Source organism: Flavobacterium sp. 3HN19-14 (assembly GCF_051373205.1).
Taxonomy (GTDB): Bacteria; Bacteroidota; Bacteroidia; order Flavobacteriales; family Flavobacteriaceae; genus Flavobacterium.
The window spans coordinates 119,801-142,656 of sequence record NZ_JBPPZT010000001.1 but is presented as its reverse complement, the minus strand read 5'-3'; the positions used below and the strand labels follow the sequence as shown (position 1 = coordinate 142,656).

Sequence of the window (22,856 nt, the reverse complement as noted above, 5' to 3'; positions counted from 1 at the left end):
CATTCGAAGCAAAAATTACAAGCAAAAAACTCAATTTTAATCTAAACAAAATGTATGAAAACAATTTACAAAAAGTTGTTAATTTTATTACTGCTACTTCCATTTAGTGTACTGGCTCAGAGCACTTTAACTGGAACTGTTGTCGAAAAAACCACAGGCCAGCCATTACCGGGAGTAAATGTAACGATTCAGGGTACCACAAACGGTACTTCTACAGATTTTGACGGAAAATATTCGTTGTCAAATGTTAAGAATGGAAGCGTCATCGTTTTCTCTTACATCGGGTATAAGGATATCGTTCAAAACTACAACGGACAAAAATCCGTAAATGTCTCCATGGAAGAGAATGCAAGTGAACTTCAAGAGGTTGTGGTTCAGGTTGGTTACGGTTCTGTGAAGAAAAAGATGCTACGGGAGCTGTTGCGGTTTTGGCTGCAAAAGACTTCAACAAAGGCGCGAATGTTACTACTGAAAATTTATTAAACGGAAGAATTGCGGGTGTTACCGTAAATACTTCAGGTGCGCCGGGTTCCGGATCAGAAATCAGAATCCGCGGAGGTGCATCGTTAAGTGCTTCCAACGATCCTTTAATCGTTATTGACGGCTTGCCTATCGATAACAGCGCAGGAACTGGATCGACCTCGTTTTTAGCTTCTCTTAACCCAAGTACGGTAGAATCTATTTCTGTATTGAAAGATGCTTCTGCGACTGCAATTTACGGATCACGTGCTTCTAATGGTGTAATTCTTATTACGACTAAAAAAGGATCTAAAAATCTGGCTGTTGATTATAACTTCCAGTATGGTTCAGGTAAAGTTGCCAATACTGTTGATGTTTTTGGTGCAGACCAGTACAGAACTGTATTTACAGAGCAATTTCCCGGATTGGTTTCAAGACTAGGTACTGCTAATACAGATTGGCAAAAAGCAATCTACAGAACAACTGATTATGTAGATAATAACTTATCTTTAAGAGGTAACTTGTTTGGTGCTGTTCCTGCTCGTTTAACAATTGGAAATACTTACCAGGAAGGTTTAAGGTTAACTAACTCATTCAACAGAAGTACAGTTGGTTTGGCTTTAAACCCTTCATTTTTTGAAGATCATTTAAAATTCAGAGTGAATGCGAATTACGCCAACGAAAAAAACCGTTTCGCTGATGGTGTTGAAGGTAGCGCAATTGCTTATGATCCTACGCAGCCTATTTATGATGCGACCTCTATATATGGCGGGTTCCACGAATATCAATTGCCAGACGGGCAGTTAGTTACCCAAACGCCAAGAAACCCGGTTGCACAATTGTTGCAAACGAATGATTTAGGTAAATATGACAGGATATTTGGAAATGTTGAATTAGACTACAAATTGCATTTCTTCCCTCAATTGAGATTGGTAATTAACGGAGGCTATGATCAAGGCAGGGGCGTAAGAACCAGAAAAGTTGGTTTAGATGCCGCCTCAACTGGTCAGAAGGATAATATTCCATACGGAACAAATGAATATTCAAATTCAAACAAGAAAAATAAACTATTGGATGCTTACTTCGTTTATAACGAAACTTTTGGCAAAACAGTTTTTGACTTCACTGCCGGTTATTCTTATCAAAAATTTGAAAGCGGAACTTACGTAACCGGAAACACAAATGACCCAACTTTGCCAACAACAGGCGTTGGAGGTTTCCCTCAAAGGCGTAATGCTATTCCGATTGTTTTGGTTGGTTTCTTCGGAAGAACGAATATCAACTACGACGATAAATATCTGTTGACATTGTCGTACAGAAGAGACGGATCTTCAAGATTTTCAAAAGACAATCGTTTTGGTAACTTCCCTGCAGCTGCTTTTGCATGGAAAGTCAAAAGCGATTTCTTTAAAGAAGCTACTGCTTTATCTGATTTGAAAATGCGCGTGGGCTGGGGTATTACAGGACAGCAGAATTTTGACAGTAATGCACTTTACCTGCAATTATATAGCACAGGAAGCGGTTCTTCACAATATTATTTCGGTGACACACCACTGCCAATCGCGGTTTCAAACAGAATCAACGAAACAATCAAGTGGGAAGAAACGACTACTTACAATGCCGGAATCGATTACGGGTTTTACAATAACAGGTTAACGGGTGCAGTTGATTTCTTCTATAAAGATTCAAAAGACTTGATTACTGATGGTTCAGTTCCGGACGGTTCTAACTTCTCCAACTCAGTTTTCCAAAACGTAGGAAGATTTACCACTAAAGGTGTCGAGTTCAGCTTGAATGCTGAAATCGTAAAATCTGCTGATTTCAACTGGAGCACTAATTTCAACGTAACACACTTCGACAGAAAAATCACCAAATTGATTAATGGTGCAGATTTCAGAGTTGGAGAAAACGTAACAGGAACAGGAACACAAGCGCAACTTTACAGAGAAGGTTATGCCCCGTTTTCTTACTTCGTTTACAAACAATTGTATGATACTGCAGGAAAACCAATCGAAGGTGCTTATGCAGATCTTAACGGCGACGGTATTATCAATGCTTCTGATAAATACATCTACAAAAACAACGCGCCAAAAGTTACTTTCGGATTTGCTACAAGCATGAATTACAAAAACCTTGATTTCTCTTTCAATTTAAGAGCAAGTTTAGGTAACAGCGTATTCAACGGAGTAAATGCCGGAAGAGCACAATACCAAAACCTAAACACAGGTAATGCCGCAGGAAATATTCCTGTTAATGTGTTGAGTACAGATTTCCAGACAAAATCAGACAGCAGATTGCCGTTATCTGATATCTGGATTGAAAATGCATCTTACCTGAAAATGGACAATATCACATTGGGGTATACTTTCCCGAAATGGTTAGGAAAAGAAAAAGACAGTTCTTTAAGACTGTTTGCAGGTTGTCAAAATGTATTTACAATCACTGATTACAGTGGTTTAGATCCGGAGGTTGACAAAAATGGCGTTGATTTAACTATTTATCCAAGACAACGTTCCATCTTGGTTGGAGCTAATGTAAAATTCTAAAAAAAATATTATGAAAAAAATCACATTAATCGCATCTCTCGTATTGTTGGCAGGATTACAGTCTTGTACAAGCGATATGGATGTAACTTCTTCAGATCCTACGGTGACCTCTGCAGAAGCTATCTACGCAACTCCGGCGGGATATAAACAAGCGCTTGCCGGTGTGTATGGAAACTTATCATTAACTGGTACAGGTGATGCAGGATCTTCTTTCCTTCAGGGAATCGATGCAGGAACCAGCCAGTATGGCCGATGCCTTTGGTATTTGCAAGATTTGACTACAGATGAAGTAATCTGGAGTTACGAAGGTGACGAAGGTGTTGCTGAATTGCAAAGAAATACCTGGACGTCTTCTAACCCGATTTTATTGGGTATGTTCAGTAGAACTATGGCTGAAGTAGCGATTGCGAATGACTTCCTGAGACAATCTACTCCTGAAAAAGTAGCTTCAAGAGGAATTACTGATGCTACAGACGTTGCAAACATCGCAACATACAGACAAGAAGTAAGAGTATTGAGAGCGTTGGCTTATTACAATATGATGGACTTGTTTGGAAAGGCGCCATTCTATGATGAAACTGCTGCGTTCAATACAAAAGCTGCCTCAATATGACAGAGCGCAATTGTTTACTTTCATTGAAAGTGAATTGAATGCAGTAATGCCAGACCTTAAACCAGCCAGATCAAATGAATATGGACGCGTTGATCAAGGTGTTGCGCAAATGATCTTGGCTAAAATCTACCTTAATGCAGAAGTATATATCGGAACTCCGAAGTATGCAGAGTGTTTGACACAGTGTAGCAATATCATCGCTGGCGGATATTCTTTGAACACAAGTTACCTGAAAAACTTTATGGCTGATAACCATACTTCTCCGGAAATGATTTTCACATTGCAATCAGACGGTAAAGTAACCCAAAACTACGGTGCAACTACAGTTATCATCAATGGTGAAGTAGGTTCTATCGAAAACAACGGTTCTGCGCTTGGCGTTGGAGGCTGGGGTGGTGCTTTAAGACTTAGAAAACAATTCGTGCAAAAGTTTGATGCTCCTGAATTGGCGACCGACGTAAGAAATACAATTTTCTCAGGAACAAGACCAATCGATATTTCTAATGTTTCTACTCAGGGACAAGGTTATATCTTGTCTAAATTCTCAAATAAATCATCGGCTGGCGTGGCAGGTGCTAACTCTACTTTCGTAGATACAGATTTCCCGCTTTTCAGGTATGCAGACGTCTTACTGATGTATGCTGAAGCACAAATGAGAAAAGATGGTGCAACCAATTCAAGCTCAGCTGCAAATGCCGATGCAACTTCATTAGGCTATCTTAATCAGTTGAGAACAAGAGCGAACAGTGCACCGGTAACCTCTGCAAACCTGGCATTCATCTTAGATGAAAGAGCAAGAGAATTGCACTGGGAAGCGCACAGAAGGCAGGATTTGATCCGTTTCGGAAAATATACAACAGGTTACAACTGGGCCTGGAAAGGCAACAGCTTAAACGGAGTATCAATTGCTGAAACGATGAAATTGTTCCCGATTCCGGATAACTCAATCAAAGCAAACCCTAACCTAATCCAAAACACCGGATACTAGGAATTAATTTGTTATAACATAAATATTATGAAAAATTCAATTAAATTGTTAATCGCTTTTATCGGATTGTTGTCAGTTTCCTGTACTGAAGACGTGCAAGACACACCTGCTGCAACGCCTGATACAAGCTTAAAATTACTGTCCCCTAATTCAAGTTTCAACCTTGTTTTAGACGGTGCCAAATTAGATAATCTGGCAACTACCTTCGTATGGCAGGATCCAAAAAATCCAAACGACGAAAGTGTTGCTTACACTGTTGAAGCTGCAGTTGGCGGTACAAATTTTGCTGCTCCGATAACTTTAGGAACTACAACTGGTCATTTTCTGGATCTCACGGTTGGTCAATTAGACACAGCTGCCAAAACTTTGGGACTCGAGCCATTGGTAGAAGGTCAAATGGATGTTCGTATTACGAATGCTTCTGAATCTTCAAACTTCTTTACACTTAAAGTTACACCTTACCAACCACACTGGGGAATTATCGGTAGCGCAACACCACATGGATGGGAGAGCAGTACTGATATGGCATTTAACCCTATGACCGGGAAGTATTCTATTTCATTAGGTTTGTTAGACGGTGCATACAAGTTCAGGCTCGACAACAGCTGGACAACTAATTATGGTGATGATGGTAATAATCTTACATTAGAACAAAACGGTGCAGATATTCCTGCTACTGCCGGTAATTATACCATCGTTTTGGATATCGAAAACCATTCCTATACTATCACTCCGATAACCAATGCCTGGGTATCATCGGATCTGCAACTCCGCTGGGTTGGGATAACGATACGCTTATGGATTTTAACCCTGTAACCAACACTTATTCAATTATTATGCATTTGAAAGTTGGTGAGTTTAAGTTCAGATTAAACCACGATTGGGGAACTAATTACGGAGATAATGGAAATGATTTGTCTTTAGATAATGGCGGTTCTAATATTCCGGTTGCAAATGAAGGTGATTATTACATCACCACAGATTTTAACGGGTTGACTTACACAGTTACACAATTAAATTAAAAGATAGAAAAATGAAAAATATTAGTAAATGTATAATTGCATTGGTGGGTATCGTTGCTTTCTCTTGTACAGATGATGTAGAAGACAGAACTGCAGTTACAACCGGTGCGGCTCCGGTCTTAAAATCACCTGTTGCTATGAACGTTGTGCTTAATCACGATACGCCGGATGATCTGGCTACGACATTCGTTTGGGATTATGCAACTTATAATGGTACGCCGACAGTTATCAATTATGCCATTGAATTTGATCAGGCGGGTAATAATTTCGAGTCGCCAACAACTGTTGCTACGACAATCAACAAGTATCAAAGTTTTACGGTTGGTGAACTGAATCAGGCTGCGTTAGATGCAGGTTTCCCCCGTTTGTAGCGGGTGACATCGATGTTCGTGTAAAAGCTACGGTTGGCAACACAGGCAGCATTGCACAAATGTCAAATTTTTACACATTGCATATAACGCCTTACCCGGCATGGCCAAACTGGGGAATTATCGGAAGCGCAACTGCTACAGGTTGGGATTCAGATACCAACTTGGATTATGACCTGACAACACACTTGTACTCTATCACAATGCCTTTAACAGCAGGTGGTGCATTCAAGTTCAGGTTAGACGATGGATGGGGCGTTAACTTCGGAGATAATGGTAACGATCATTCGTTAGATTCTGGTGGAGCCGACATTCCGGTTACTGTCTCAGGAACGTATAAAATCGTTGTTAATTTTGGTGGAGCCCTTACTTCACCGGTCGCTTTCCCTGAAAAGTCATATACAATTACATTGCAATAGTAATGTTGAGATAACAAATAAAAAGGCTATTCTTTTTGAATAGCCTTTTTTAACTTTAAAACACTATGAAAAAATTATATTTTTTAACAGTACTATTCTTCGGATTGTTTTCTGTGAATGGTTTTTCGCAGATTTCAACCACTCCTACAATTCCCGAAGCCAATGCGCCGGTAACTGTCAACTTTAATAAAGCAGGCACGCCTTTGGCAAGTGCAACCGCAATTTATGCTTATATCGGCGTCACTGTTAACGGCGTTTTATGGCAGAATATAAAAGGTGGTGGAAATTCGGCAGCCGAATTTATTGCCGCAAATGACATTAGTAAGCGGTACAACTTATAAGCTCGATATTACGCCTGACATTTACAATTATTTTAACGTTAATGCCTCGAATTCGATTACACAGCTTTGCATAATAATGCGAAATTTCGCAGGAAATGCTCAGACTGCAGATACGTTTATCAACGTAGGAGCTTTCCAATCTACTTTGACAGCACCTGCTCTAAACAGCACCACAATCTTAAACTCAGGACAGAATCTTGCAATAACGGCTAACAACACAAATGGCAGTGCCAATTATAACCTGTTCGCGAACGGAATAAGCATTAATACTGCTTCAGGCACTACTTTTAATTTTACAGACACTAACATCACGGTTAACAAAAGCTATGATTTACAAGTAACGCAAGGCAATACTTCTTTTAGCAGAAAATTTGCCGTTATCGTAAATCCCGGAACTGTGGTTGCCGGCATGCCTGCCAATATGGAAGACGGTATCAACTACGACGCTAACGACTCAAGTAAGGCAACGTTAGCGCTTACTGCTCCCGGTAAAGACTTTGTATACGTAGCCGGCAGCTTCAATAACTGGTTGCCAAATGGCAGTTATGCTATGAAAAAAGACAATACTTCAGGTAAATTCTGGCTGGAAATTACAGGATTGGTTCCGGGTGCAACGAACACTTTTCAATATTGGGTGGTCGACCAAACGCCAACTGCCAATTCACAATCGGTAGTAAAAGTTGCCGATCCATATTCTACACTGGTACTTTCGCCTTATGATGATCAGTACATTCCGGCGGGCAATTATCCAAATATGCCGGCTTACCCTGCGGGACAGGACTTTGAAGTTTCGGTATTACAAACCGGACAAGCACCATACAACTGGAGCAGCGCTACAACCAATTTCGTGAAGCCAGGCAAGGACAATCTTGTAGTTTATGAAGTTTTGATTCGTGATTTTGACGCCAACAGAAATTTCCAGTCGCTCATCGACAAAATCGATTATTTCAAAAATCTGAAAGTCAATGCTATCGAATTGATGCCGGTAATGGAATTCGAAGGCAACGAAAGCTGGGGTTACAACACCGCTTTTCACATGGCTTTGGATAAATTCTACGGAAGCAAAGCCAAATTACAGGAATTCGTTGATTTATGCCACCAAAACGGAATAGCAGTCATTCTTGACGTTGCACTAAATCACGCTTTCGGCAGATGTCCTATGGTAAGAATGTGGCAAAATGACCCGACAAATTCAGGTTATGGCGCGCCGGCTACTGATAATCCATATTTCAATACCGTTGCAAAACACGCTTATGGAGTAGGAAATGACTTCAATCATTCATCAGCTTACACAAAATATTTCGTAAAAAGAGTCATCAAACAATGGATAGACGAATTCAAGATTGACGGCTTCCGTTGGGATTTGACCAAAGGATTTACACAAGCTTGTTCTTCCGGAGATGAAACCTGCACGAATGCTTATCAGGCAGACAGGGTTGCAGTCCTTAAAGAATATGCTGATTATTCATGGTCACTGGATCCGAATCACTATGTTATTTTTGAGCATTTGGGAATTGACAGCGAAGAACAGCAATGGGCAACTACAGAATTTCTGAAACACCTAGCAAAGGCGTGATGATGTGGGCGAAATGACCTATGCATATACCCAATTAATCGAAGGTTATGCTACCGGAGGCGATATAAGCAGAATAGGAAGTACTGCACACGGTTTCACCGGAAAACGCGTAATGGGTTACCCTGAAAGCCACGATAAAGACCGATTGATGTATTCTGCCATTACTTATGGTGTGGGCGCAGGGACAAATCCGCCGGTCGGTAATGTGAATAATTCGCTTGGCAGAATGTCTGCCGTTGGCGCGATATCTTTACTTGTGCCGGGCCGAAAATGATTTGGCATTTTGGTGAATTGGGAATGAATACTTCCATCTACACTTGCACAAATGGTACTGTGAATACTGAAAATGACGCCACATCAGGCGATTGTAAACTGGCTACGAAGCCGCAACCGCAATGGGTCAACAACTGGACTTCCATTCCCCAACGCGCTGCAGTTTATAATAACTGGGCTAAAATGATTGCGATGAAAACCAGTAATGCTGTTTTTAACGGCAGTTATGCCATCAGTCCGAACGGAAATAATCTGTTGCAAAGGGTTTATGTTTTTGATAATTCATTGCCGGCAACGCAATTGAAAAATGTCGTGATTCTGGCGAATTTCGGAACATCGGCATTGAATATCACTCCTGATTTTCCTTATACCGGAACCTGGTACAATTTGATGGACGATTCAACAATCAATGTTGCCAGTACATCAGCTGCCATCAACATCGAGGGCGGCGGATTCAGGATTTACGGCAATAAGCAAGCGTCATTGGGCAACGAAGATTTCGTACTGAATACGGCTTTAAGCTTATCTCCAAATCCGACATCGAATTATTTCACCATCAATGCGGCGACTACCAACGTCCAGATTTATTCAATCACCGGGCAATTGGTAAAAAGCTTCAGCAACAATTTTACAAGCACCACGCAGTTTGATGTAAGCGACCTGAACAAAGGCGTTTATTTAGTCAAAGCGACAGACGAAAAGCGCCGCGAATCGACCATGAAACTGCTGAAACAATAAATTTGGGTTAGTTAATTGATTTTTAGAAAGAGCCTTTCCTTAATTGGAAGGGCTTTTTCGTTTTCTGGAATTTGAAGGCGACGCGTAAATATTCTTACTTTAATGCTCGTGATAAAACCAATATTTAAACTGTAGTTTTCGGTCTAATTCGTGAGTTAATGTTGTGTCTTTAACTTTTTTAGAAAAATCAATTTCGATTTTATTTGGGTCGATGGTAGAATATTTCAATTCATAAAAATCATCAATTGAACCCTCATCATAGCCTCCATAACCCTCTGATATATACAACTTTCCGGCTGCATAATATTTAACAACGGGATTAGTTGTTTTTGCGTAATGATTCCGCGCGACATACTTACAGATTGTTTTCCCGGGATTTTCCCGGATTTCTTTTTGATAGGAACTTTCAGTATTTGTGACGTAAATGAGAAGAAGTGCCATCACAAGAAAGAACCCCAAAAGCACAAATTTTTTACGTTCTTCTGTCATCTGCCGAAAGGTTTCGAATTTGCAATAAAAATATTACTTCGAAGTCGCGATCGAAAAATTCAGTTTCAGTTCAGAACCAATCTGTAAAACATCCACCAAATCCTGTACCTGAAGGTCTTTCGGAATTCGAACGACAACGGTTTTGTCATTCCTTTCTGAGGTGATTCTTTGCAATTCCCCTTTCAATTGGTCAAACGAAACTTCCTGTTTGTCAAGGAAATATTGTTTTTCGGGCGTAACAGAAAGGCTGATGTGGTTTTTGTGCGTCGTCTCATTCGTCTGGGCTTTTGGCAGCATCAGCTTGATGACGTTCGGGTTCGCCAAAGTCGAGATGATAAGAAAAAACAACAACAGGAAGAACATAATGTCACTCAGCGACGCCGTTGGTATTTCCGCGTGAAAACGTTTTTTTCTCCTGATAGCCATTATGCCTGCTGGATTGCGTTAATGATTTCCATTTGTTGTTTTTCCGATTTCAATACGAAATTATCGATCATCATATTGAACATGTGGTAGGCCGAATAAGCCACAACGCCAACTACGAGCCCTGCGCCTGAACTGATCATTTTTTCGTACAAACCACCGGAGATATTACCAATACTGATATTTTCAGTTACAGAAATGCTGTAGAAGATTTTGATTACACCCGAAATCGTTCCGATAAACCCGAGGATTGGCGCGATACCCGAAATCAATCCGAGGTAACCGAGCCCTTTTTCCATTTGGCCGATTTCGATATTCGTAGTTTTTTCCATCGCCGATTCGATTTCACTGATTGGCCTACCGATATTGGAAATACCGGCCTGCAGAATATTTCCGGAAGCCGATGGCTGTCTGTTGCAAAGCATCAAAGCGGTGTCAATTTTGCCGGATTTCAATTGGATTTTTAAGTCATTTACAAGCATAATGTCCTGTTTCGTCGCCTTTTTAATCGAAAGGAACCGTTCAACAATCACATACACACAGAAAAAAAGCAACAAAATAATTGGGATAATTAAAAAACCACCTTTGAGCAGGAATGAAATATAGGTAACGTGCTCTGTCGTTTCAGGATTGGTAGCGATTGTCTGTGTTGTACTGGCGATGGTATCTGTTACCGGGGCTTGTAAAAAGAAATTTAAAAACGTCATAAAATTCTTGTTTTGGAATTGATTATTGGTGCCGGAAAAAACCGTGTCGGACAAAAATAGCTTTTTTTGATTTTATATGCTATTCGTTAGTAAGAATAACGGCGTTTTTTTTGATTAAGTATTTTCAGGTCAGAAATGTTCAGAAACCGATGCGAAAAAAGAACATAAAAAACCCGGAAAGTAAATCCGGGCTCGATTTAAAATATTTTAAAGATGTTATTCTTTGATGATTTTCTTGGTTTTTTCTCCTTTGTCAGATTTGACTTTTAAGAAGTAAACACCATTGGAGTAATTTCCAATATTGATATCGGCTTGCACATCGTCTGTGGTTTTATTGACAAGAATTCGCCCTTGAATGTCATACAATTCAATGCTTTTAATAGTCGAATTGGCTTTCACATTAATAACATCTTTTGTCGGATTCGGAGAATAATCAAAATCCATTTGTACGAAACTTTCAACACCCAAAACCGCATTTTCTCCCTGAAGGTACAAAGAAACCGGAATATAGCCCTGACCCTCAGGAAATACAGCCGTTGGCACTGATATTTTAAAACTATGCGGTCCCGCTGCTACATTGCCCAATTCAATTGTACGTATTTTAATGACCGAACCCGGACACCAGTTGCTGAAGGATTGCCACTGCGCGTTGGTTCTCGGTGATGCGCCATAAATGCCATTTCCCTGAGTATTGAAAACCCTGTATGGCTCACAGGTTGGTTCGCCTGGCCTGTAGGTAAGTATCTGAGTGCCGTCAAAAAATATATAATGCCACCTGCGGTTGTATTCTTCGCCATTATTATTGGAGCCGTGGTTGGATGTAATCAGATAAAATTTGGCATTATTGATTTGCGATGGAAGGTCAAAATTAATAGTCCTGACCGTTGTCCCAACAGCATCTGACGCTCCGGCGGCATAATTATTCAGATCTTTTTTGAAATTCAAAGGCAATAAAAAAGTATTGTCAGGCGGCGTTGATGGCCAGTGCATCAGTAATGAAATTAAGTGTTCCGTAAAAGACATCGTTTCTGCCGGTGCATCCTGAGATCTGTGTTTGTGCTGCGTATGGTACGCCGAACAATTCAAATTCTACCCAAAAATCATAAATGTTGTTAAGGTAAGTATCTTTCAATATTTTCGCCACATTATCAGTTGTAAAAGTGTAAGGCACGAGGTTTGGCGGTACATTCTTATTCATGAAAGGCGTGATGAACCTGCCCAATTCAATCCGGCTTGTAGTAGCAGGATCATAACTCGTATCTCCTTTTGGAACCAATGCAATATTGACATTCCCGATACGGTCATAATTATCACAGGCCGCAGAAATCGAAATGCTGAGCGTCAAAGTCGACTGGATTTGCGCTAAAACTTCCGGCGTCAGTTTTTTTGTGAAAAGGTCATTCCTGAGCCTGATGACGTCCGGGGCAGTCGGTGCATCGACCAATGCTGCGTATCCGTCATAAAATAAAACATTATCAAAAATGTTAATCTGGGCATTGGCTTTTGTAAATAAGCCGCCAGCGAAAAGAAGTAGAAGGTAAAGTTTTTTCATAGTGTTGTAGTTGTTGTTGATGTAAAAATAACATAAAGTTTGCAAAAATTCAGGTTGTTTTATTTAATATGATGAAGATTTGTCAGCAACCCGCGAATCAATCGATTGCGACAGTGGTAAATTTTCTAAATAAGTTCATTAGCATTTGGCTGCAGGAAAAACAAAAACCCCGGTATCACTACCGGGCCTGCAATCCAAATTATCCGATTTATTTTAGAAACTCACCGTGTTCACAGTGCTTGTCGCCGATGAAGTAAAAGTTGTTTTTAATGTACCGCCTGTGTTTGAATAAGTACCGCCTGTGTATAACCCCCAGCCTGTAGCACCGCCAACAAAACTTCCTCCGGTATAACTTCCTCCAAAGTATACTTTATAACTTGTGCTGGCCGCAACATTCGGACTTGAAAAATGGAAATAATAAACCGCATTTTTCGGTTTAAATGTTACCATTTCTGTCCCTGTAGCATTTTCAATGTGTAAAACTGAAGAAGCGGCCAATTGCGCATTCGATTTCAGGTACATCGTACGCTGCGTTGAAGTCGCATTAAAGTTTTTAGTCATATTCGAGTTTGAACCTGCGGAAATTAGCATTCCGCCATTCATATTGAAAGTGCCGTTAAAATCAAGACCTTCTTCCGGTTGGTTGGTTACACCACAAACGATGGTTGTTCCGCCAGTAATGGTTATGTTTCCGTTACTGTCGATGGCATCTTTTCCTGCAACGATGACAATTCCGCCCGAAATATTCAGGTTGCTGTTGTCGTTTGATTCTGTTCCGCCGCTTACCGTTCCGTAAGTCGCATTGATGCCATCATTAGAAGCGGTAATGTTGGTAACGCCGCCTGTAAAAGAAATCAGCGGTGCTTCAACGCCTTCGCCCATGGCTGTTACCGTTGAAATCGCATTGATTACGCTGTTTCCGCCGTTTACAGTCACTGACACATCCGAATGCACGCCGTCATCGGTTGAGTTGATTGTGTTTGTTCCGTTATTGATAACGACTGCGCCTGCTGCAACGACAGTTTTCGGGTGACAATAATTTGTTCCTGAAACCTGAAAACGGGCACCGGTTGTAGTGATATTTGTCGTCGGATTTCCAGTTGCGCTTCCGATGATGATGGAACCATCGGCTTTTAATCCTTTTCCACCTGCGCCAGAATTTGATGTGGTAAGTGAGCCGCCGGTCACTGAAACATTTCCATCAGCACTGACAGCAGCAGAACTGTAAGAGTCCATAACGCCTGTAGTATTGGTGTAAGTTGTTCCTGATCCACTCGATGTAATTCCAACAGTCCCTGCAGTCATATTGATATCACCATTAGATGAGACACCTTTGAATCCGGCGCCGGTTCCCGTAATGGTAACGGTTGCGCCTGATAAATTTACATTGGTTTCAGATTTCAATCCGGCGCAATAAGAAGGATCAGATCCCGAACCTGAAGTTTCCAAAACTACGCCGCCGGTTGCATGGATCGTGATATTCCCACCGGCAAGATTCATGTCGCCTGTAGCGGTAAATCCTTTTGACTGATTGCCGCCAACGGTACATACGAAAGTTCCCCGTTGATGTTAAGTACGCTGTCGGCATAAAGGCAAGTAGCATTCTGATTGGTTACAGATAAAGTAAAAGTTCCGCCGTTGATGGTGACATCGCCATCAGCTTTGATACATTTTGGAGAAGCATATTCAGCTGTTGCGGCATTGTTGGTTCCCGAAACTAAAAAGCGCGCTGCCGTATTGTTAATGGTGATATCTGGAGTTCCGCTTACGGTTAAATTTCCGTCAGAAGAAAATCCTTTTCCCCTGAACCTGAGACGGTCAGGTTAAAAGTTCCGCCAGAAATCGTAATGTCAGTATCAGTGCTGAAGCATGCGGTCGTATAACTGTCAACGGCGCCTGAAGTATTGGTATAAACTGCGCCCGTCCCGGCTGTATTGATGGTGAAATTGCCGCCGTTGATTACAATTCCTGCATCAGAAGAAAACCCTTTGCTGCCATTTGCTGAAGCGGTTTGCGTGATGTTGAAAGTCGTATTTCCGTTTACGGTAATCGTTCCGTCAGATTTTACGCCTGTAGCATAAGAAGGATTGAACCCGCTTTCTTCAGCGGTAAGTACTGCAATTCCTGAAATATTTTCGGTAATATTCCCGCCGTTAAAAGTGATGTCGCCTTTCGCACTGATGCCTTTTGATTGAGCACCTGAAATGGTCAGGTTGATATTTCCGCCAGTAACGATGATGGTGTTATTTCCGGTTTTGATGGCTTTTACATCGGCTGTTGTTGAAGTCACGTTGATTGTGCCGCCGTCGATAGTGATGGCACCATTTCCGGTATCTATACCATCGGCTAAAGAAGTTATTGTTGCAATTCCGCCCGTCATGGCAAAGCCTTCAGAATGAAATCCGTCTGAAGTTGCTGAAACTACCATTGTCGTTCCGTTATTGATCGTTATTGTTGAAGAAGTATTGATGCCGTGTTTTTTTACGGCAGTGATATTTAATGTGCCTGAATTTGCAATCACAACAGGCCCGTCAGTGGTAATTGTACCGTTTCTGGTACTTGAAGCTCCGTCTGAAAGCGTATTCGTTGTGCCTGCAGAAAGCGAGAATGTAGTAGTTTTTTGTCCGGTAATGCTAATTGGTGCGCCACTTGGATTGGACAATGTCAGGTTGTTCAAAACTAAATTGATATCCTTGTCCGTATTCAATTCAAGGCTTCCATTAGCGGATGAACCCAAAAGATTGTATTCAAGATTATCAATTCCCGATGCAGCTGTAACGACAACAGTTCCGGCATTAGCTGTAATACTTACGCCTGAAGCAGCATACGGATTGATAATTGTTGCATTATCATTACCATTATAAATGATATAGATTTTATCAAGGTTGACTGTATCTGTCGTGAAAGTCAAACTGTCAATCAGTGTTTTCTGAATGTTCAGTGTATTGGCATTATCAGAAAGCTTGAACTTAGCGTAAGTGCCGTCGAGTTTAATACTGTCTACATCTGTCAGTTCTCTGGCATACATAGTATTGCCTGAATTGTGGATTTGTATTTTCTGTTGCCCGAATGCAAGGTTAGCCAACAAAGAAACCAGTGCGATTAGATATATTTTTCTCATTTTTTACTGAATTTGATGGTTAAACCATTTACCTAACCAGGTACAATCCGGTTGGCAGGCTTGAAACATCGATGTCCTGGTCAGATTTGTAAGTGCCCTGCAGCACCAATTGCCCTGTTATGGAATAGATGCTGGTCTTTAAATCTTCGCTGACGTCAGATTTCAATCTTATAAAATTGGCTCCGGGATTAGGATACAAAAAGAGATTGTTTTTATTGTCGCCAAAAGTGCCGGTTCCCAAAGCGGTGCCGAAAGTAATCTTCCGGATAATATTTACCGGGATTGTTGTCGGAGCCGTGGCAGCATCCGCCTTTACATACAAATTGTCGGATTCGAAATAGAGTTTTCCAGCGGTCGCAACGCTGAAATCCTGTGTCGTGCCATTATAATAGGTAACTGTCACTCCTGTTTGCGAAAAGGAGTAAGCGCTCACCAATAACAGCAGTAGCGTAATTTTTTGAATAGTTTTCATGGTTTTCACTTTAAAAATGCAAACCAAACACTTTTAAAAGCGGGAACAAAAAAATTTCGGTAAAGCGGGAATATGTTGCGGTAAAGTTACGATAACGTTACCAGAAAGTTATTGGGAGTGATTTAGTTATAACGTTTTCGAAAATTTATTGCGGCAGTCATCGAAATTCATCATGTGTAATCAAAAAAGGAAACACAGATTACGCGAATTTCACAAATGTAAGACCCAAACCCTGAAAAGGATGACATTATTATAACAAAAAACCCCGATATTGCTATCAGGGTTTCAGTGGTACCTCCAGGGATCGAACCAGGGACACATGGATTTTCAGTCCATTGCTCTACCATCTGAGCTAAGGTACCGTTGCAACGCGTTCAGTGAACTTGTTTGCGGGTGCAAATATAGACGCTTTTTTAATTTATCCAAAACAAATATTAAAAAAAATGAATTCGTAACTTCGCCCCGCAAATGCAATCAACATGATTCTAACCATCGATGTCGGTAATACCAGAATTAAAGGCGCTGTCTTTGAGAACGATACCATTGTAGCGCATTTTGTATTCGATAAAAATGAGCTCAAAAATACCATCGAAAAAATTTTAAATACGCATTCTAAAATCACTGATATTCTTGTTGCATCGGTTGGGGATATTGAAAAAGTGGATTTTCTTAACTTCAAGGGCCAGGGCAAATGTGAGGTTTATTACACATAACGATTCATTTCCTTTTCAAAATGATTATGAAACGCCACTGACACTCGGTATTGACAGAATGGTACTTGCGGCAGGGGCGACGCTGCAATTTCCGAACAGAAACCGACTTGTCATTGATGCCGGAACCTGTGTGACTTACGATTTTGTAGATGAAAATAATCACTATCTCGGCGGCGCCATTTCGCCGGGATTTCGTTTGCGTTATGAATCGCTTCATAATTATACTGCGAAACTGCCTTTGTTGCCGCTTGAAAATCCGGAGCATTTTATAGGGAAATCAACCAATTACGCCATACATTCGGGTGTGGTTAACGGACTCGTTAATGAAATCGATGGCTTTATCAGTCAGTATCAGCAGCAATATTCAAACTTTACAATAATTTTAACGGGCGGCGACGCAGAATTTTTGGCTAAACGATTAAAAAATACCATATTTGCCAATTCAAATTTCCTGTTGGAAAGTTTGAACGCCTTATTTTCATACAAAAATCAACAATGATTAAAAATTTCCTGGTAAGCCTGTCCTTACTCTTCTCAATCGCAATCTTTGCGCAATCCGGAACACCATCGCCTTATTCATATTACGGTATAGGAGACGTAACCTTTAAAGGAACTGTGGAAAATCGTTTAATGGGAGGCGTCAGTATTTTTCCGGACAGTACACACGTAAACCTGACCAATCCGGCTTCATTTGCAACACTAAAATATACGTCATTTGCTTTGGGCGGCAATGCCAACGGAACAAAATTTAAAACGAATGATATCGATGACAGGTCGAAAAGAAATACCATCGATTATTTGGCACTGGGTTTTCCACTGGGAAAAAATTCGGGGCAGGTTTTGGATTGATGCCTTTTTCATCAATGGGTTACAACCTTGCGGTTTATGCTGATTCGACAGATGTAAGCGGCCGCAAACTTTTTAAGAACAGGTATTCAGGAAGTGGTGGCCTCAACAAAGTTTTTATTGGCTTAGGTTATAATGTAAATTCAAAACTTAGTATCGGTGTCGACATGCATTATAATTTCGGGCAGATTACAACTTCAAATAGTGAATACAAGCCTGAAGAAGACCTTTTGATAGGTTCGCGCGAAATCAACAAATCAGATATGTCCGGTTTTACAGTCAATGCCGGTATGATGTATAAATCAAGATTCAAAAAGAAATATGATGTTTTTGCAAGTTTGGTTTATTCGCCAAAAACGGTATTAAAGCTGGCCAACGAAAGAAATATTGCGACAGTAGTATATTCGTCAAATGTAGGCGATATTGTAGTCGATTCAGAAAATCTTACTGTTGCTGACACGGAACTTTCAATTCCGTCGAAAGTGAGTATTGGCGCAGGTTTCGGTCAAACCAGAAAATGGCTTATCGGTACCGAAATCACTTTTTCGCAGGCGGGTTACGGCAACAGGTTTAAGCCGCTTTCGACTGATCCGATCCCAGCTGTTACGCACTATTATACTGCGGCACAAAAGTACAGCCTTGGCGGTTACTTTATCCCGAATTACAATTCCTATACCAGTTATTTCAGTAAAATTACTTACAGAGCAGGTTTGCGTTACGAAAGAACCGGACTCGTAATTGCCAACAAAATGATTGAAGACATGGCGGTTTCTGCAGGATTCGGTTTGCCGCTCAAAGGAACTTTCTCTAACATCAACTTTGGAATCGAATTGGGTAAAAGAGGCACAAAAGCCAACGGACTCATACAGGAAAACTACTCCAATATTTCCATCGGATTATCACTTAACGATCTTTGGTTCGTAAAAGCGAAATACGACTAAAAGTAAAATTATGGCATCTGACAAAAACAGCAGCGCGCTAATATTACTGGCCATTTTAGGCATTGTAATGTTGTGCAGCTGTGAAGGAAACATCAAAGATGTCCAGAAAATCAATTTTGCCGAATTCACGCCCAGCGGGGAAGCGGATACCATCAACCTGAAATATACCGATTCCGGAAAAATCAAATCGATATTGGTCAGCCCGAAAATGCTCGATTATGCAACGGTTGAATTCCCTTTCACAGAATTCCCGAAAGGCATCGACGTTACTTTATATGATAACAAAGCGAAACGCACTTTCGTGAAATCGGATTACGCCATTTCTTTCAAAGGCACCAATATCATCGATTTGCGCGGCAATGTCACCATCACTTCAGAAGACGGCCAGCGCCTGGAAACCCAACAATTGTATTTCGACCAGAAAAACGAATGGTTTTTTACCGAAAAAAGCTTTAAATTTACGGATCCGAAAAGCGGTTCTACAACCGGCGAAGGCATCGATTTCAACAAAGATTTCAAAAGGGTGAATTTCCAGAAAGTACGCGGACTGGTCAACGAAGCCAAATAATTCCCGAAATGAGTTACATAAAATACACACAATACATTTATCTTGTTGCAGCGGTTTTCTTCGCATACAAATCTTTAGAAGTATGGAATGAAGCAACCGACATGCATTGGCTCTACGCTTTCATGGCCGGAATGGCGGTTGTGATGTTTTTCGTAAGAAGAAAATTCGCCAACATCAACAGCAGGCCAAAAAATTAAGCCATGGAAATAAGTATTATCATCGTATGCTTAATACTTTCTGCTTTTTTTTCCGGTATGGAAATCGCATTTGTTTCCTCCAACAAAGTATATCTCGGAATTGAAAAGATGCAGGATACATTTGTGTCTAAGATCCTGACCCGTCTTACCGAAAAGCCTTCGAAATTTATCGCAGCGATGCTCATCGGCAATAATGTTGCGCTCGTTATTTACAGTTTTTTCATGGGCGAATTGCTGATGAAATGGATCAACGCTTCCGGTTATCATTTTTCAGATTATGCGAGCCTTTTTTTACAAACCGTCATTTCTACCTTATTAATATTGATTACTTCAGAATTTTTGCCGAAAGTATTTTTTCAGGTATATGCCAACAGCCTGATCAAGTTTTTCGCAATTCCGGCGTTTATTTTCTACCAGATTTTTTATGTGATTTCTACCTTTATTATATGGATATCGGATATGGTGCTCAAACGGTTCTTTAAAACCACAGGCGACGAAGAGCAGCTTTTCTTCAGTAAAATTGAACTCGGCAATTATATTTCTGAGCAAATCAGTTCAATGGACGATCAGGAAACCGTCGATTCTGAAATACAGATTTTCCAGAATGCATTGGAGTTTTCGGGCGTAAAGGCAAGAGATATTATGAATCCGCGTACTGATATTTCTGCAGTCGAAATACACGATTCGGTTACCGATTTAAAAAATATGTTCATCGAAACGGGCTATTCTAAAATCCTCGTTTATCAGAATTCACTTGATGATATCATCGGATACGTGCATTCTTTCGAATTGTTCCGGAAACCGAAAACCATCAAATCAGTCATGATCCCGGTTGAATTCGTCCCGGAAACCATTTTTATCAAAGACGTCTTGAATTTATTGACAAAAAAAAGAAAAAGCGTTGCCGTTGTCCTCGATGAATACGGCGGAACAAGTGGCATGGTCACCATAGAAGATATCGTCGAAGAGCTTTTCGGAGAAATCGAAGACGAACATGATGCCGATGAAGACCACACCGAACAGCAACTCGAAGACGGCAGTTATATTTTCTCCACGCGGCTCGATGTCGAATACATCGACCAGGAATACAAACTCAGTATTCCCGAAAGCGATTCTTACTCCACACTCGGCGGATTCATAGTCGATTATGCGAAAGAAATCCCGCAAAAAGGTGAGCATATTCATATTGACAACTTCTTTTTTGTCATCGAAGCTGCCACAAACAACAAAATCGAATTGGTCAAACTGATTGTCAGGGACTAATTTCGGAAAAATCCATTTTTTATCGGAAAATATAACTTTACACTTGTAAATATTAAATAGATAATTGTATTTTCGCAAACTGAATTTAAAATTAACAGATACACATAATGGCAGTTTTATCAAAAATTAGACAACGCTCAATGCTTTTAATAGGCGTAATCGGCTTTTGCCTTTTCGCATTCATCATCGGTGACTTGTTTCACAGCAACCTGTTTTCAGGCCAGGCAAGGACTATCGGAAGTGTAAACGGAGAAGAAATCACGATTGAGGATTTCAGGCAGAAAGTAGACAATGTTGAAAAAAGCGGACAGCAAATGTCGGGCACGCAAGCGGTAAACAACGTTTGGAACCAGGAAGTTACCATTGCTCTGGTAAAAGCTGAATTTGAGAAATTAGGCATCATGGCCAGCGATGACGCGGTGATGGACAACCTGAAACAATCCCTTGGGTTGGAGCAGGATCCTAAATTCCAGACTGCCGGAAAATTCGATAAAGTAAAATTTGAGGAATTCCTTAAAGGTAATCCTGAAGCTAAAAATGCTGTTGAATTGAGAAAGAAAGATGCACAATTGGGCGCGCAATTCCAGATATACAGCAGCCTGATCAAAGCAGGTTCTTACACCACTACAGCCGAAGCAAAATTGAAATATGAAATGGAAACCGATAAAGTTTCTTTTGATTATGTTGGTGTGGCTTATTCTACGATTAAAGACAGCGACGTAAAAGTTTCTGACGATGAGATCGTGGCTTACATGAAAAAAGACGAAAAGAAATACAAAGCTGAAGAAATGCGTGAAGTTGATTACGTTGTAATCGAAGACAAAGCGTCAAAAGCGGATGAGGATGCTGTTAAAAATGAAGTGAATGCTTTGTTGACGCCGCACGCAGAATCTAACAATGGTGTTACTGATACCGTTCCGAGTTTCAAAAGTGCGACTAATGTTGCTGATTTCGTAAACCGTAATTCAGATGCTGACCGTCCTTTCGATTCAACTTACGTGGCAAAAAATCAATTGCCTGCACAATTCGCTGAGCAATTGTTTAACTTGCCTACCGGAGAAGTTTTCGGTCCTTACATGGACGGACAATATTATTGCCTGAGCAAAGCTTTAGGAAGGAAAGCCGGATTAACGCAAGAGCGAGCCACATTCTTTTGGCTTACAAAGGAGCAACACGTGCTGCGGCAAATGTTACAAGAACTAAAGAAGAAGCGCAGGCTAAAGCCAATGAGCTTTTGGCGCAAATCAACGCCAACCCGAACAGTTTCATTATGTTGGCGATGACCAATTCTGATGACAGCTCTAAACAACAAGGTGGTGATTTAGGTTTCTTCACAAAAGGAAGAATGACGCCTAAATTTGAAGATTTCGTTTTCAATAATCCTGTTGGGAAAGTTGGTTTGGTTGAAACAGAATTCGGTTTTCACATCATTAAAGTAACTGAAAAGCAAGACGCTGTTAAATTGGCGACAATTGCAAGAAAAATCGAGCCGTCTGAAGCAACTACAAATGATATTTACAACAAAGCATCAAACTTTGAAATGGCTGCTGAGAAAAAATCTTTCGAAGCTGTAGCAAAGGAAAATAAACTAACCATCAGCCCGGCTGCAAAAATTAAAGCAATGGACGAGAATTTTGGTACAGTTGGTGCTCAAAGACAAATCGTTAAATGGGCTTTCGACAAAGACACTAAAGTAGGTGACATCAAGAAATTCGACGTCGTAAATGTTGGTCACGTAATTGCCAAATTGAAAAAAATCAACGAAGAAGGCCTTACGTCAATTGATGATGCAAGATTAGCTATCGAGCCAATCTTGAAAAACAAAAAGAAAGCTGAGAAAATCAAAGCTAAAATGAAAGGTGCATCTTTAGAAGCTATCGCTACTGCTAACGCTACAACTGTTGCAACCGCTACTGATCTTACTGTTGAAGGTGCTATTTTGCCAACAGGTGGACAAGAACAAAGAGTTGTTGGTACAGCTTATGCAATCGGTGCTAATAAAACTTCATCGCCAATTGAAGGTGCAACCGGAGTATTTGTTGTAAGAACAAAAGCAATCACTAAAGCGCCTGCTATTACTGATTACAAAGATTACACAAGCAAAATGAATGCACAAAATGCTTCTACTCCAGGAAGAGTGCTTGAAGCTTTGAAATCAAACGCAGATATTAAAGACAACAGAAAATTATTCTACTAAGATTAATTTCCAACAATAAAAAAA

General features: G+C 40.5%; 28 protein-coding genes, 1 tRNA gene and 2 pseudogenes. 21 read left to right on the top strand and 10 right to left on the bottom strand.

Features of this window, described 5'->3' with window-relative positions:
- Window positions 1-54 precede the first annotated feature (54 nt).
- The 12 genes from ACSLFW_RS00740 (at window position 55) to ACSLFW_RS00685 (ending at window position 9,343) form a co-directional block, all read left to right on the top strand.
- Entirely contained in the window at window positions 55-483 is a 429-nt protein-coding gene (locus ACSLFW_RS00740) for a carboxypeptidase-like regulatory domain-containing protein (protein ID WP_436554233.1), read from the top strand.
- Complete coding sequence (locus tag ACSLFW_RS00735; RefSeq protein WP_436554232.1) at window positions 429-3,005, top strand: SusC/RagA family TonB-linked outer membrane protein; 2,577 nt, start codon at window positions 429-431, stop codon at window positions 3,003-3,005. The genes ACSLFW_RS00740 and ACSLFW_RS00735 overlap by 55 nt, the downstream gene beginning before the upstream one ends.
- A gap of 10 nt (window positions 3,006-3,015) precedes the next feature.
- The gene (locus tag ACSLFW_RS00730) at window positions 3,016-3,618 is read left to right on the top strand and encodes a hypothetical protein (RefSeq protein ID WP_436554231.1); all 603 of its coding nucleotides are present in this window, start codon (window positions 3,016-3,018) and stop codon (window positions 3,616-3,618) included.
- Complete coding sequence (locus tag ACSLFW_RS00725; protein WP_436554230.1) at window positions 3,575-4,606, top strand: RagB/SusD family nutrient uptake outer membrane protein; 1,032 nt, start codon at window positions 3,575-3,577, stop codon at window positions 4,604-4,606. The genes ACSLFW_RS00730 and ACSLFW_RS00725 overlap by 44 nt, the downstream gene beginning before the upstream one ends.
- Before the next feature lie 27 nt (window positions 4,607-4,633).
- Window positions 4,634-5,422 (top strand): SusE domain-containing protein, encoded by a 789-nt coding sequence (locus ACSLFW_RS00720; protein ID WP_436554229.1) that lies wholly within the window; start codon window positions 4,634-4,636, stop codon window positions 5,420-5,422.
- Window positions 5,404-5,628: a hypothetical protein gene (locus tag ACSLFW_RS00715; RefSeq protein WP_436554228.1), complete on the top strand. Its 225-nt coding sequence runs from the start codon at window positions 5,404-5,406 to the stop codon at window positions 5,626-5,628. The genes ACSLFW_RS00720 and ACSLFW_RS00715 overlap by 19 nt, the downstream gene beginning before the upstream one ends.
- An 11-nt stretch (window positions 5,629-5,639) precedes the next feature.
- Entirely contained in the window at window positions 5,640-5,999 is a 360-nt protein-coding gene (locus ACSLFW_RS00710) for a SusE domain-containing protein (RefSeq protein WP_436554227.1), read from the top strand.
- 59 nt (window positions 6,000-6,058) lie between these two features.
- Window positions 6,059-6,415 carry a SusF/SusE family outer membrane protein gene (locus ACSLFW_RS00705; protein WP_436554226.1) on the top strand — a complete coding sequence of 119 codons (357 nt, stop codon included), beginning with the start codon at window positions 6,059-6,061 and terminating at the stop codon, window positions 6,413-6,415.
- Between the two features lie 65 nt (window positions 6,416-6,480).
- Entirely contained in the window at window positions 6,481-6,756 is a 276-nt protein-coding gene (locus tag ACSLFW_RS00700; RefSeq protein WP_436554225.1) for a hypothetical protein, read from the top strand.
- Complete coding sequence (locus tag ACSLFW_RS00695) at window positions 6,728-8,332, top strand: alpha-amylase family glycosyl hydrolase (protein WP_436554224.1); 1,605 nt, start codon at window positions 6,728-6,730, stop codon at window positions 8,330-8,332. Before ACSLFW_RS00700 ends, ACSLFW_RS00695 begins: the two co-directional genes overlap by 29 nt.
- A gap of 13 nt (window positions 8,333-8,345) precedes the next feature.
- Window positions 8,346-8,606: a hypothetical protein gene (locus tag ACSLFW_RS00690; RefSeq protein WP_436554223.1), complete on the top strand. Its 261-nt coding sequence runs from the start codon at window positions 8,346-8,348 to the stop codon at window positions 8,604-8,606.
- The gene (locus ACSLFW_RS00685; RefSeq protein WP_436554222.1) at window positions 8,603-9,343 is read left to right on the top strand and encodes a T9SS type A sorting domain-containing protein; all 741 of its coding nucleotides are present in this window, start codon (window positions 8,603-8,605) and stop codon (window positions 9,341-9,343) included. Before ACSLFW_RS00690 ends, ACSLFW_RS00685 begins: the two co-directional genes overlap by 4 nt.
- A gap of 99 nt (window positions 9,344-9,442) precedes the next feature.
- Here ACSLFW_RS00685 and ACSLFW_RS00680 read toward each other — a convergent pair whose 3' ends face one another.
- From ACSLFW_RS00680 to ACSLFW_RS00635, 10 genes and pseudogenes are all read right to left on the bottom strand, one after another.
- Window positions 9,443-9,832: a hypothetical protein gene (locus tag ACSLFW_RS00680; RefSeq protein WP_436554221.1), complete on the bottom strand. Its 390-nt coding sequence runs from the start codon at window positions 9,830-9,832 to the stop codon at window positions 9,443-9,445.
- 33 nt (window positions 9,833-9,865) lie between these two features.
- On the bottom strand, window positions 9,866-10,258 hold the full coding sequence (locus ACSLFW_RS00675) for an ExbD/TolR family protein (RefSeq protein WP_436554220.1): 393 nt from the start codon (window positions 10,256-10,258) through the stop codon (window positions 9,866-9,868).
- A complete protein-coding gene (locus ACSLFW_RS00670; protein ID WP_436554219.1) occupies window positions 10,258-10,962 on the bottom strand; it encodes a MotA/TolQ/ExbB proton channel family protein in 705 nt (234 codons plus the stop codon). The genes ACSLFW_RS00675 and ACSLFW_RS00670 overlap by 1 nt, the downstream gene beginning before the upstream one ends.
- A 216-nt stretch (window positions 10,963-11,178) precedes the next feature.
- Window positions 11,179-11,952, bottom strand: coding sequence for a peptide-N-glycosidase F-related protein (locus ACSLFW_RS00665; protein WP_436554218.1), 774 nt, complete (start codon window positions 11,950-11,952; stop codon window positions 11,179-11,181).
- The gene (locus ACSLFW_RS00660; protein ID WP_436554217.1) at window positions 11,927-12,514 is read right to left on the bottom strand and encodes a PNGase F N-terminal domain-containing protein; all 588 of its coding nucleotides are present in this window, start codon (window positions 12,512-12,514) and stop codon (window positions 11,927-11,929) included. Before ACSLFW_RS00660 ends, ACSLFW_RS00665 begins: the two co-directional genes overlap by 26 nt.
- A gap of 213 nt (window positions 12,515-12,727) precedes the next feature.
- Window positions 12,728-14,044 (bottom strand): annotated as a pseudogene (locus tag ACSLFW_RS00655) (carbohydrate-binding domain-containing protein); the annotation flags it as partial.
- A complete protein-coding gene (locus tag ACSLFW_RS00650) occupies window positions 14,011-14,259 on the bottom strand; it encodes a hypothetical protein (protein ID WP_436557353.1) in 249 nt (82 codons plus the stop codon). The pseudogene ACSLFW_RS00655 and the gene ACSLFW_RS00650, both read right to left, overlap by 34 nt.
- Before the next feature lie 26 nt (window positions 14,260-14,285).
- Window positions 14,286-15,635, bottom strand: coding sequence for a carbohydrate-binding domain-containing protein (locus ACSLFW_RS00645; RefSeq protein ID WP_436554216.1), 1,350 nt, complete (start codon window positions 15,633-15,635; stop codon window positions 14,286-14,288).
- A gap of 28 nt (window positions 15,636-15,663) precedes the next feature.
- Window positions 15,664-16,107, bottom strand: coding sequence for a T9SS type A sorting domain-containing protein (locus ACSLFW_RS00640; RefSeq protein WP_436554215.1), 444 nt, complete (start codon window positions 16,105-16,107; stop codon window positions 15,664-15,666).
- Window positions 16,108-16,396: 289 nt separating this feature from the next.
- Window positions 16,397-16,469, bottom strand: a tRNA-Phe gene (locus tag ACSLFW_RS00635).
- A 117-nt stretch (window positions 16,470-16,586) separates the two neighbouring features.
- Between ACSLFW_RS00635 and ACSLFW_RS00630 the strand changes: the two genes are divergently transcribed.
- From ACSLFW_RS00630 to ACSLFW_RS00590, 9 genes and pseudogenes are all read left to right on the top strand, one after another.
- The gene (locus ACSLFW_RS00630; protein WP_436554214.1) at window positions 16,587-16,820 is read left to right on the top strand and encodes a type III pantothenate kinase; all 234 of its coding nucleotides are present in this window, start codon (window positions 16,587-16,589) and stop codon (window positions 16,818-16,820) included.
- Window positions 16,801-17,319: a type III pantothenate kinase gene (locus tag ACSLFW_RS00625; protein ID WP_436554213.1), complete on the top strand. Its 519-nt coding sequence runs from the start codon at window positions 16,801-16,803 to the stop codon at window positions 17,317-17,319. Before ACSLFW_RS00630 ends, ACSLFW_RS00625 begins: the two co-directional genes overlap by 20 nt.
- Window positions 17,316-17,669 (top strand): hypothetical protein, encoded by a 354-nt coding sequence (locus ACSLFW_RS00620; protein WP_436554212.1) that lies wholly within the window; start codon window positions 17,316-17,318, stop codon window positions 17,667-17,669. Before ACSLFW_RS00625 ends, ACSLFW_RS00620 begins: the two co-directional genes overlap by 4 nt.
- Entirely contained in the window at window positions 17,669-18,607 is a 939-nt protein-coding gene (locus tag ACSLFW_RS00615) for a hypothetical protein (protein ID WP_436554211.1), read from the top strand. Before ACSLFW_RS00620 ends, ACSLFW_RS00615 begins: the two co-directional genes overlap by 1 nt.
- 10 nt (window positions 18,608-18,617) lie before the next feature.
- The gene (lptC, locus tag ACSLFW_RS00610; protein WP_436554210.1) at window positions 18,618-19,175 is read left to right on the top strand and encodes an LPS export ABC transporter periplasmic protein LptC; all 558 of its coding nucleotides are present in this window, start codon (window positions 18,618-18,620) and stop codon (window positions 19,173-19,175) included.
- Window positions 19,176-19,183: 8 nt separating this feature from the next.
- Window positions 19,184-19,372, top strand: a complete 189-nt coding sequence (locus ACSLFW_RS00605; RefSeq protein WP_436554209.1) for a hypothetical protein — start codon at window positions 19,184-19,186, stop codon at window positions 19,370-19,372.
- 3 nt (window positions 19,373-19,375) lie between these two features.
- On the top strand, window positions 19,376-20,635 hold the full coding sequence (locus tag ACSLFW_RS00600; protein ID WP_436554208.1) for a hemolysin family protein: 1,260 nt from the start codon (window positions 19,376-19,378) through the stop codon (window positions 20,633-20,635).
- A gap of 107 nt (window positions 20,636-20,742) precedes the next feature.
- Window positions 20,743-21,702, top strand: a pseudogene (locus tag ACSLFW_RS00595) (SurA N-terminal domain-containing protein); the annotation flags it as partial.
- Window positions 21,703-21,728: 26 nt separating this feature from the next.
- Complete coding sequence (locus ACSLFW_RS00590) at window positions 21,729-22,832, top strand: peptidylprolyl isomerase (protein WP_436554207.1); 1,104 nt, start codon at window positions 21,729-21,731, stop codon at window positions 22,830-22,832.
- The last annotated feature ends 24 nt before the right edge of the window (window positions 22,833-22,856 follow it).

Excerpts from the sequence above, each read along its gene's own strand:
- ACSLFW_RS00740 (WP_436554233.1), top strand. The coding sequence starts at position 55 with ATGAAAACAATTTACAAAAAGTTGTTAATTTTATTACTGCTACTTCCA.
- ACSLFW_RS00730 (WP_436554231.1), top strand. The coding sequence starts at position 3,016 with ATGAAAAAAATCACATTAATCGCATCTCTCGTATTGTTGGCAGGATTA.
- ACSLFW_RS00725 (WP_436554230.1), top strand. The coding sequence starts at position 3,575 with ATGATGAAACTGCTGCGTTCAATACAAAAGCTGCCTCAATATGACAGA.
- ACSLFW_RS00720 (WP_436554229.1), top strand. The coding sequence starts at position 4,634 with ATGAAAAATTCAATTAAATTGTTAATCGCTTTTATCGGATTGTTGTCA.
- ACSLFW_RS00715 (WP_436554228.1), top strand. The coding sequence starts at position 5,404 with ATGGATTTTAACCCTGTAACCAACACTTATTCAATTATTATGCATTTG.
- ACSLFW_RS00710 (WP_436554227.1), top strand. The coding sequence starts at position 5,640 with ATGAAAAATATTAGTAAATGTATAATTGCATTGGTGGGTATCGTTGCT.
- ACSLFW_RS00705 (WP_436554226.1), top strand. The coding sequence starts at position 6,059 with ATGTCAAATTTTTACACATTGCATATAACGCCTTACCCGGCATGGCCA.
- ACSLFW_RS00700 (WP_436554225.1), top strand. The coding sequence starts at position 6,481 with ATGAAAAAATTATATTTTTTAACAGTACTATTCTTCGGATTGTTTTCT.
- ACSLFW_RS00695 (WP_436554224.1), top strand. The coding sequence starts at position 6,728 with ATGACATTAGTAAGCGGTACAACTTATAAGCTCGATATTACGCCTGAC.
- ACSLFW_RS00690 (WP_436554223.1), top strand. The coding sequence starts at position 8,346 with ATGACCTATGCATATACCCAATTAATCGAAGGTTATGCTACCGGAGGC.
- ACSLFW_RS00685 (WP_436554222.1), top strand. The coding sequence starts at position 8,603 with ATGATTTGGCATTTTGGTGAATTGGGAATGAATACTTCCATCTACACT.
- ACSLFW_RS00680 (WP_436554221.1), bottom strand. The coding sequence starts at position 9,832 with ATGACAGAAGAACGTAAAAAATTTGTGCTTTTGGGGTTCTTTCTTGTG.
- ACSLFW_RS00675 (WP_436554220.1), bottom strand. The coding sequence starts at position 10,258 with ATGGCTATCAGGAGAAAAAAACGTTTTCACGCGGAAATACCAACGGCG.
- ACSLFW_RS00670 (WP_436554219.1), bottom strand. The coding sequence starts at position 10,962 with ATGACGTTTTTAAATTTCTTTTTACAAGCCCCGGTAACAGATACCATC.
- ACSLFW_RS00665 (WP_436554218.1), bottom strand. The coding sequence starts at position 11,952 with ATGCACTGGCCATCAACGCCGCCTGACAATACTTTTTTATTGCCTTTG.
- ACSLFW_RS00660 (WP_436554217.1), bottom strand. The coding sequence starts at position 12,514 with ATGAAAAAACTTTACCTTCTACTTCTTTTCGCTGGCGGCTTATTTACA.
- ACSLFW_RS00645 (WP_436554216.1), bottom strand. The coding sequence starts at position 15,635 with ATGAGAAAAATATATCTAATCGCACTGGTTTCTTTGTTGGCTAACCTT.
- ACSLFW_RS00640 (WP_436554215.1), bottom strand. The coding sequence starts at position 16,107 with ATGAAAACTATTCAAAAAATTACGCTACTGCTGTTATTGGTGAGCGCT.
- ACSLFW_RS00630 (WP_436554214.1), top strand. The coding sequence starts at position 16,587 with ATGATTCTAACCATCGATGTCGGTAATACCAGAATTAAAGGCGCTGTC.
- ACSLFW_RS00620 (WP_436554212.1), top strand. The coding sequence starts at position 17,316 with ATGATTAAAAATTTCCTGGTAAGCCTGTCCTTACTCTTCTCAATCGCA.
- ACSLFW_RS00615 (WP_436554211.1), top strand. The coding sequence starts at position 17,669 with ATGCCTTTTTCATCAATGGGTTACAACCTTGCGGTTTATGCTGATTCG.
- lptC (WP_436554210.1), top strand. The coding sequence starts at position 18,618 with ATGGCATCTGACAAAAACAGCAGCGCGCTAATATTACTGGCCATTTTA.
- ACSLFW_RS00605 (WP_436554209.1), top strand. The coding sequence starts at position 19,184 with ATGAGTTACATAAAATACACACAATACATTTATCTTGTTGCAGCGGTT.
- ACSLFW_RS00600 (WP_436554208.1), top strand. The coding sequence starts at position 19,376 with ATGGAAATAAGTATTATCATCGTATGCTTAATACTTTCTGCTTTTTTT.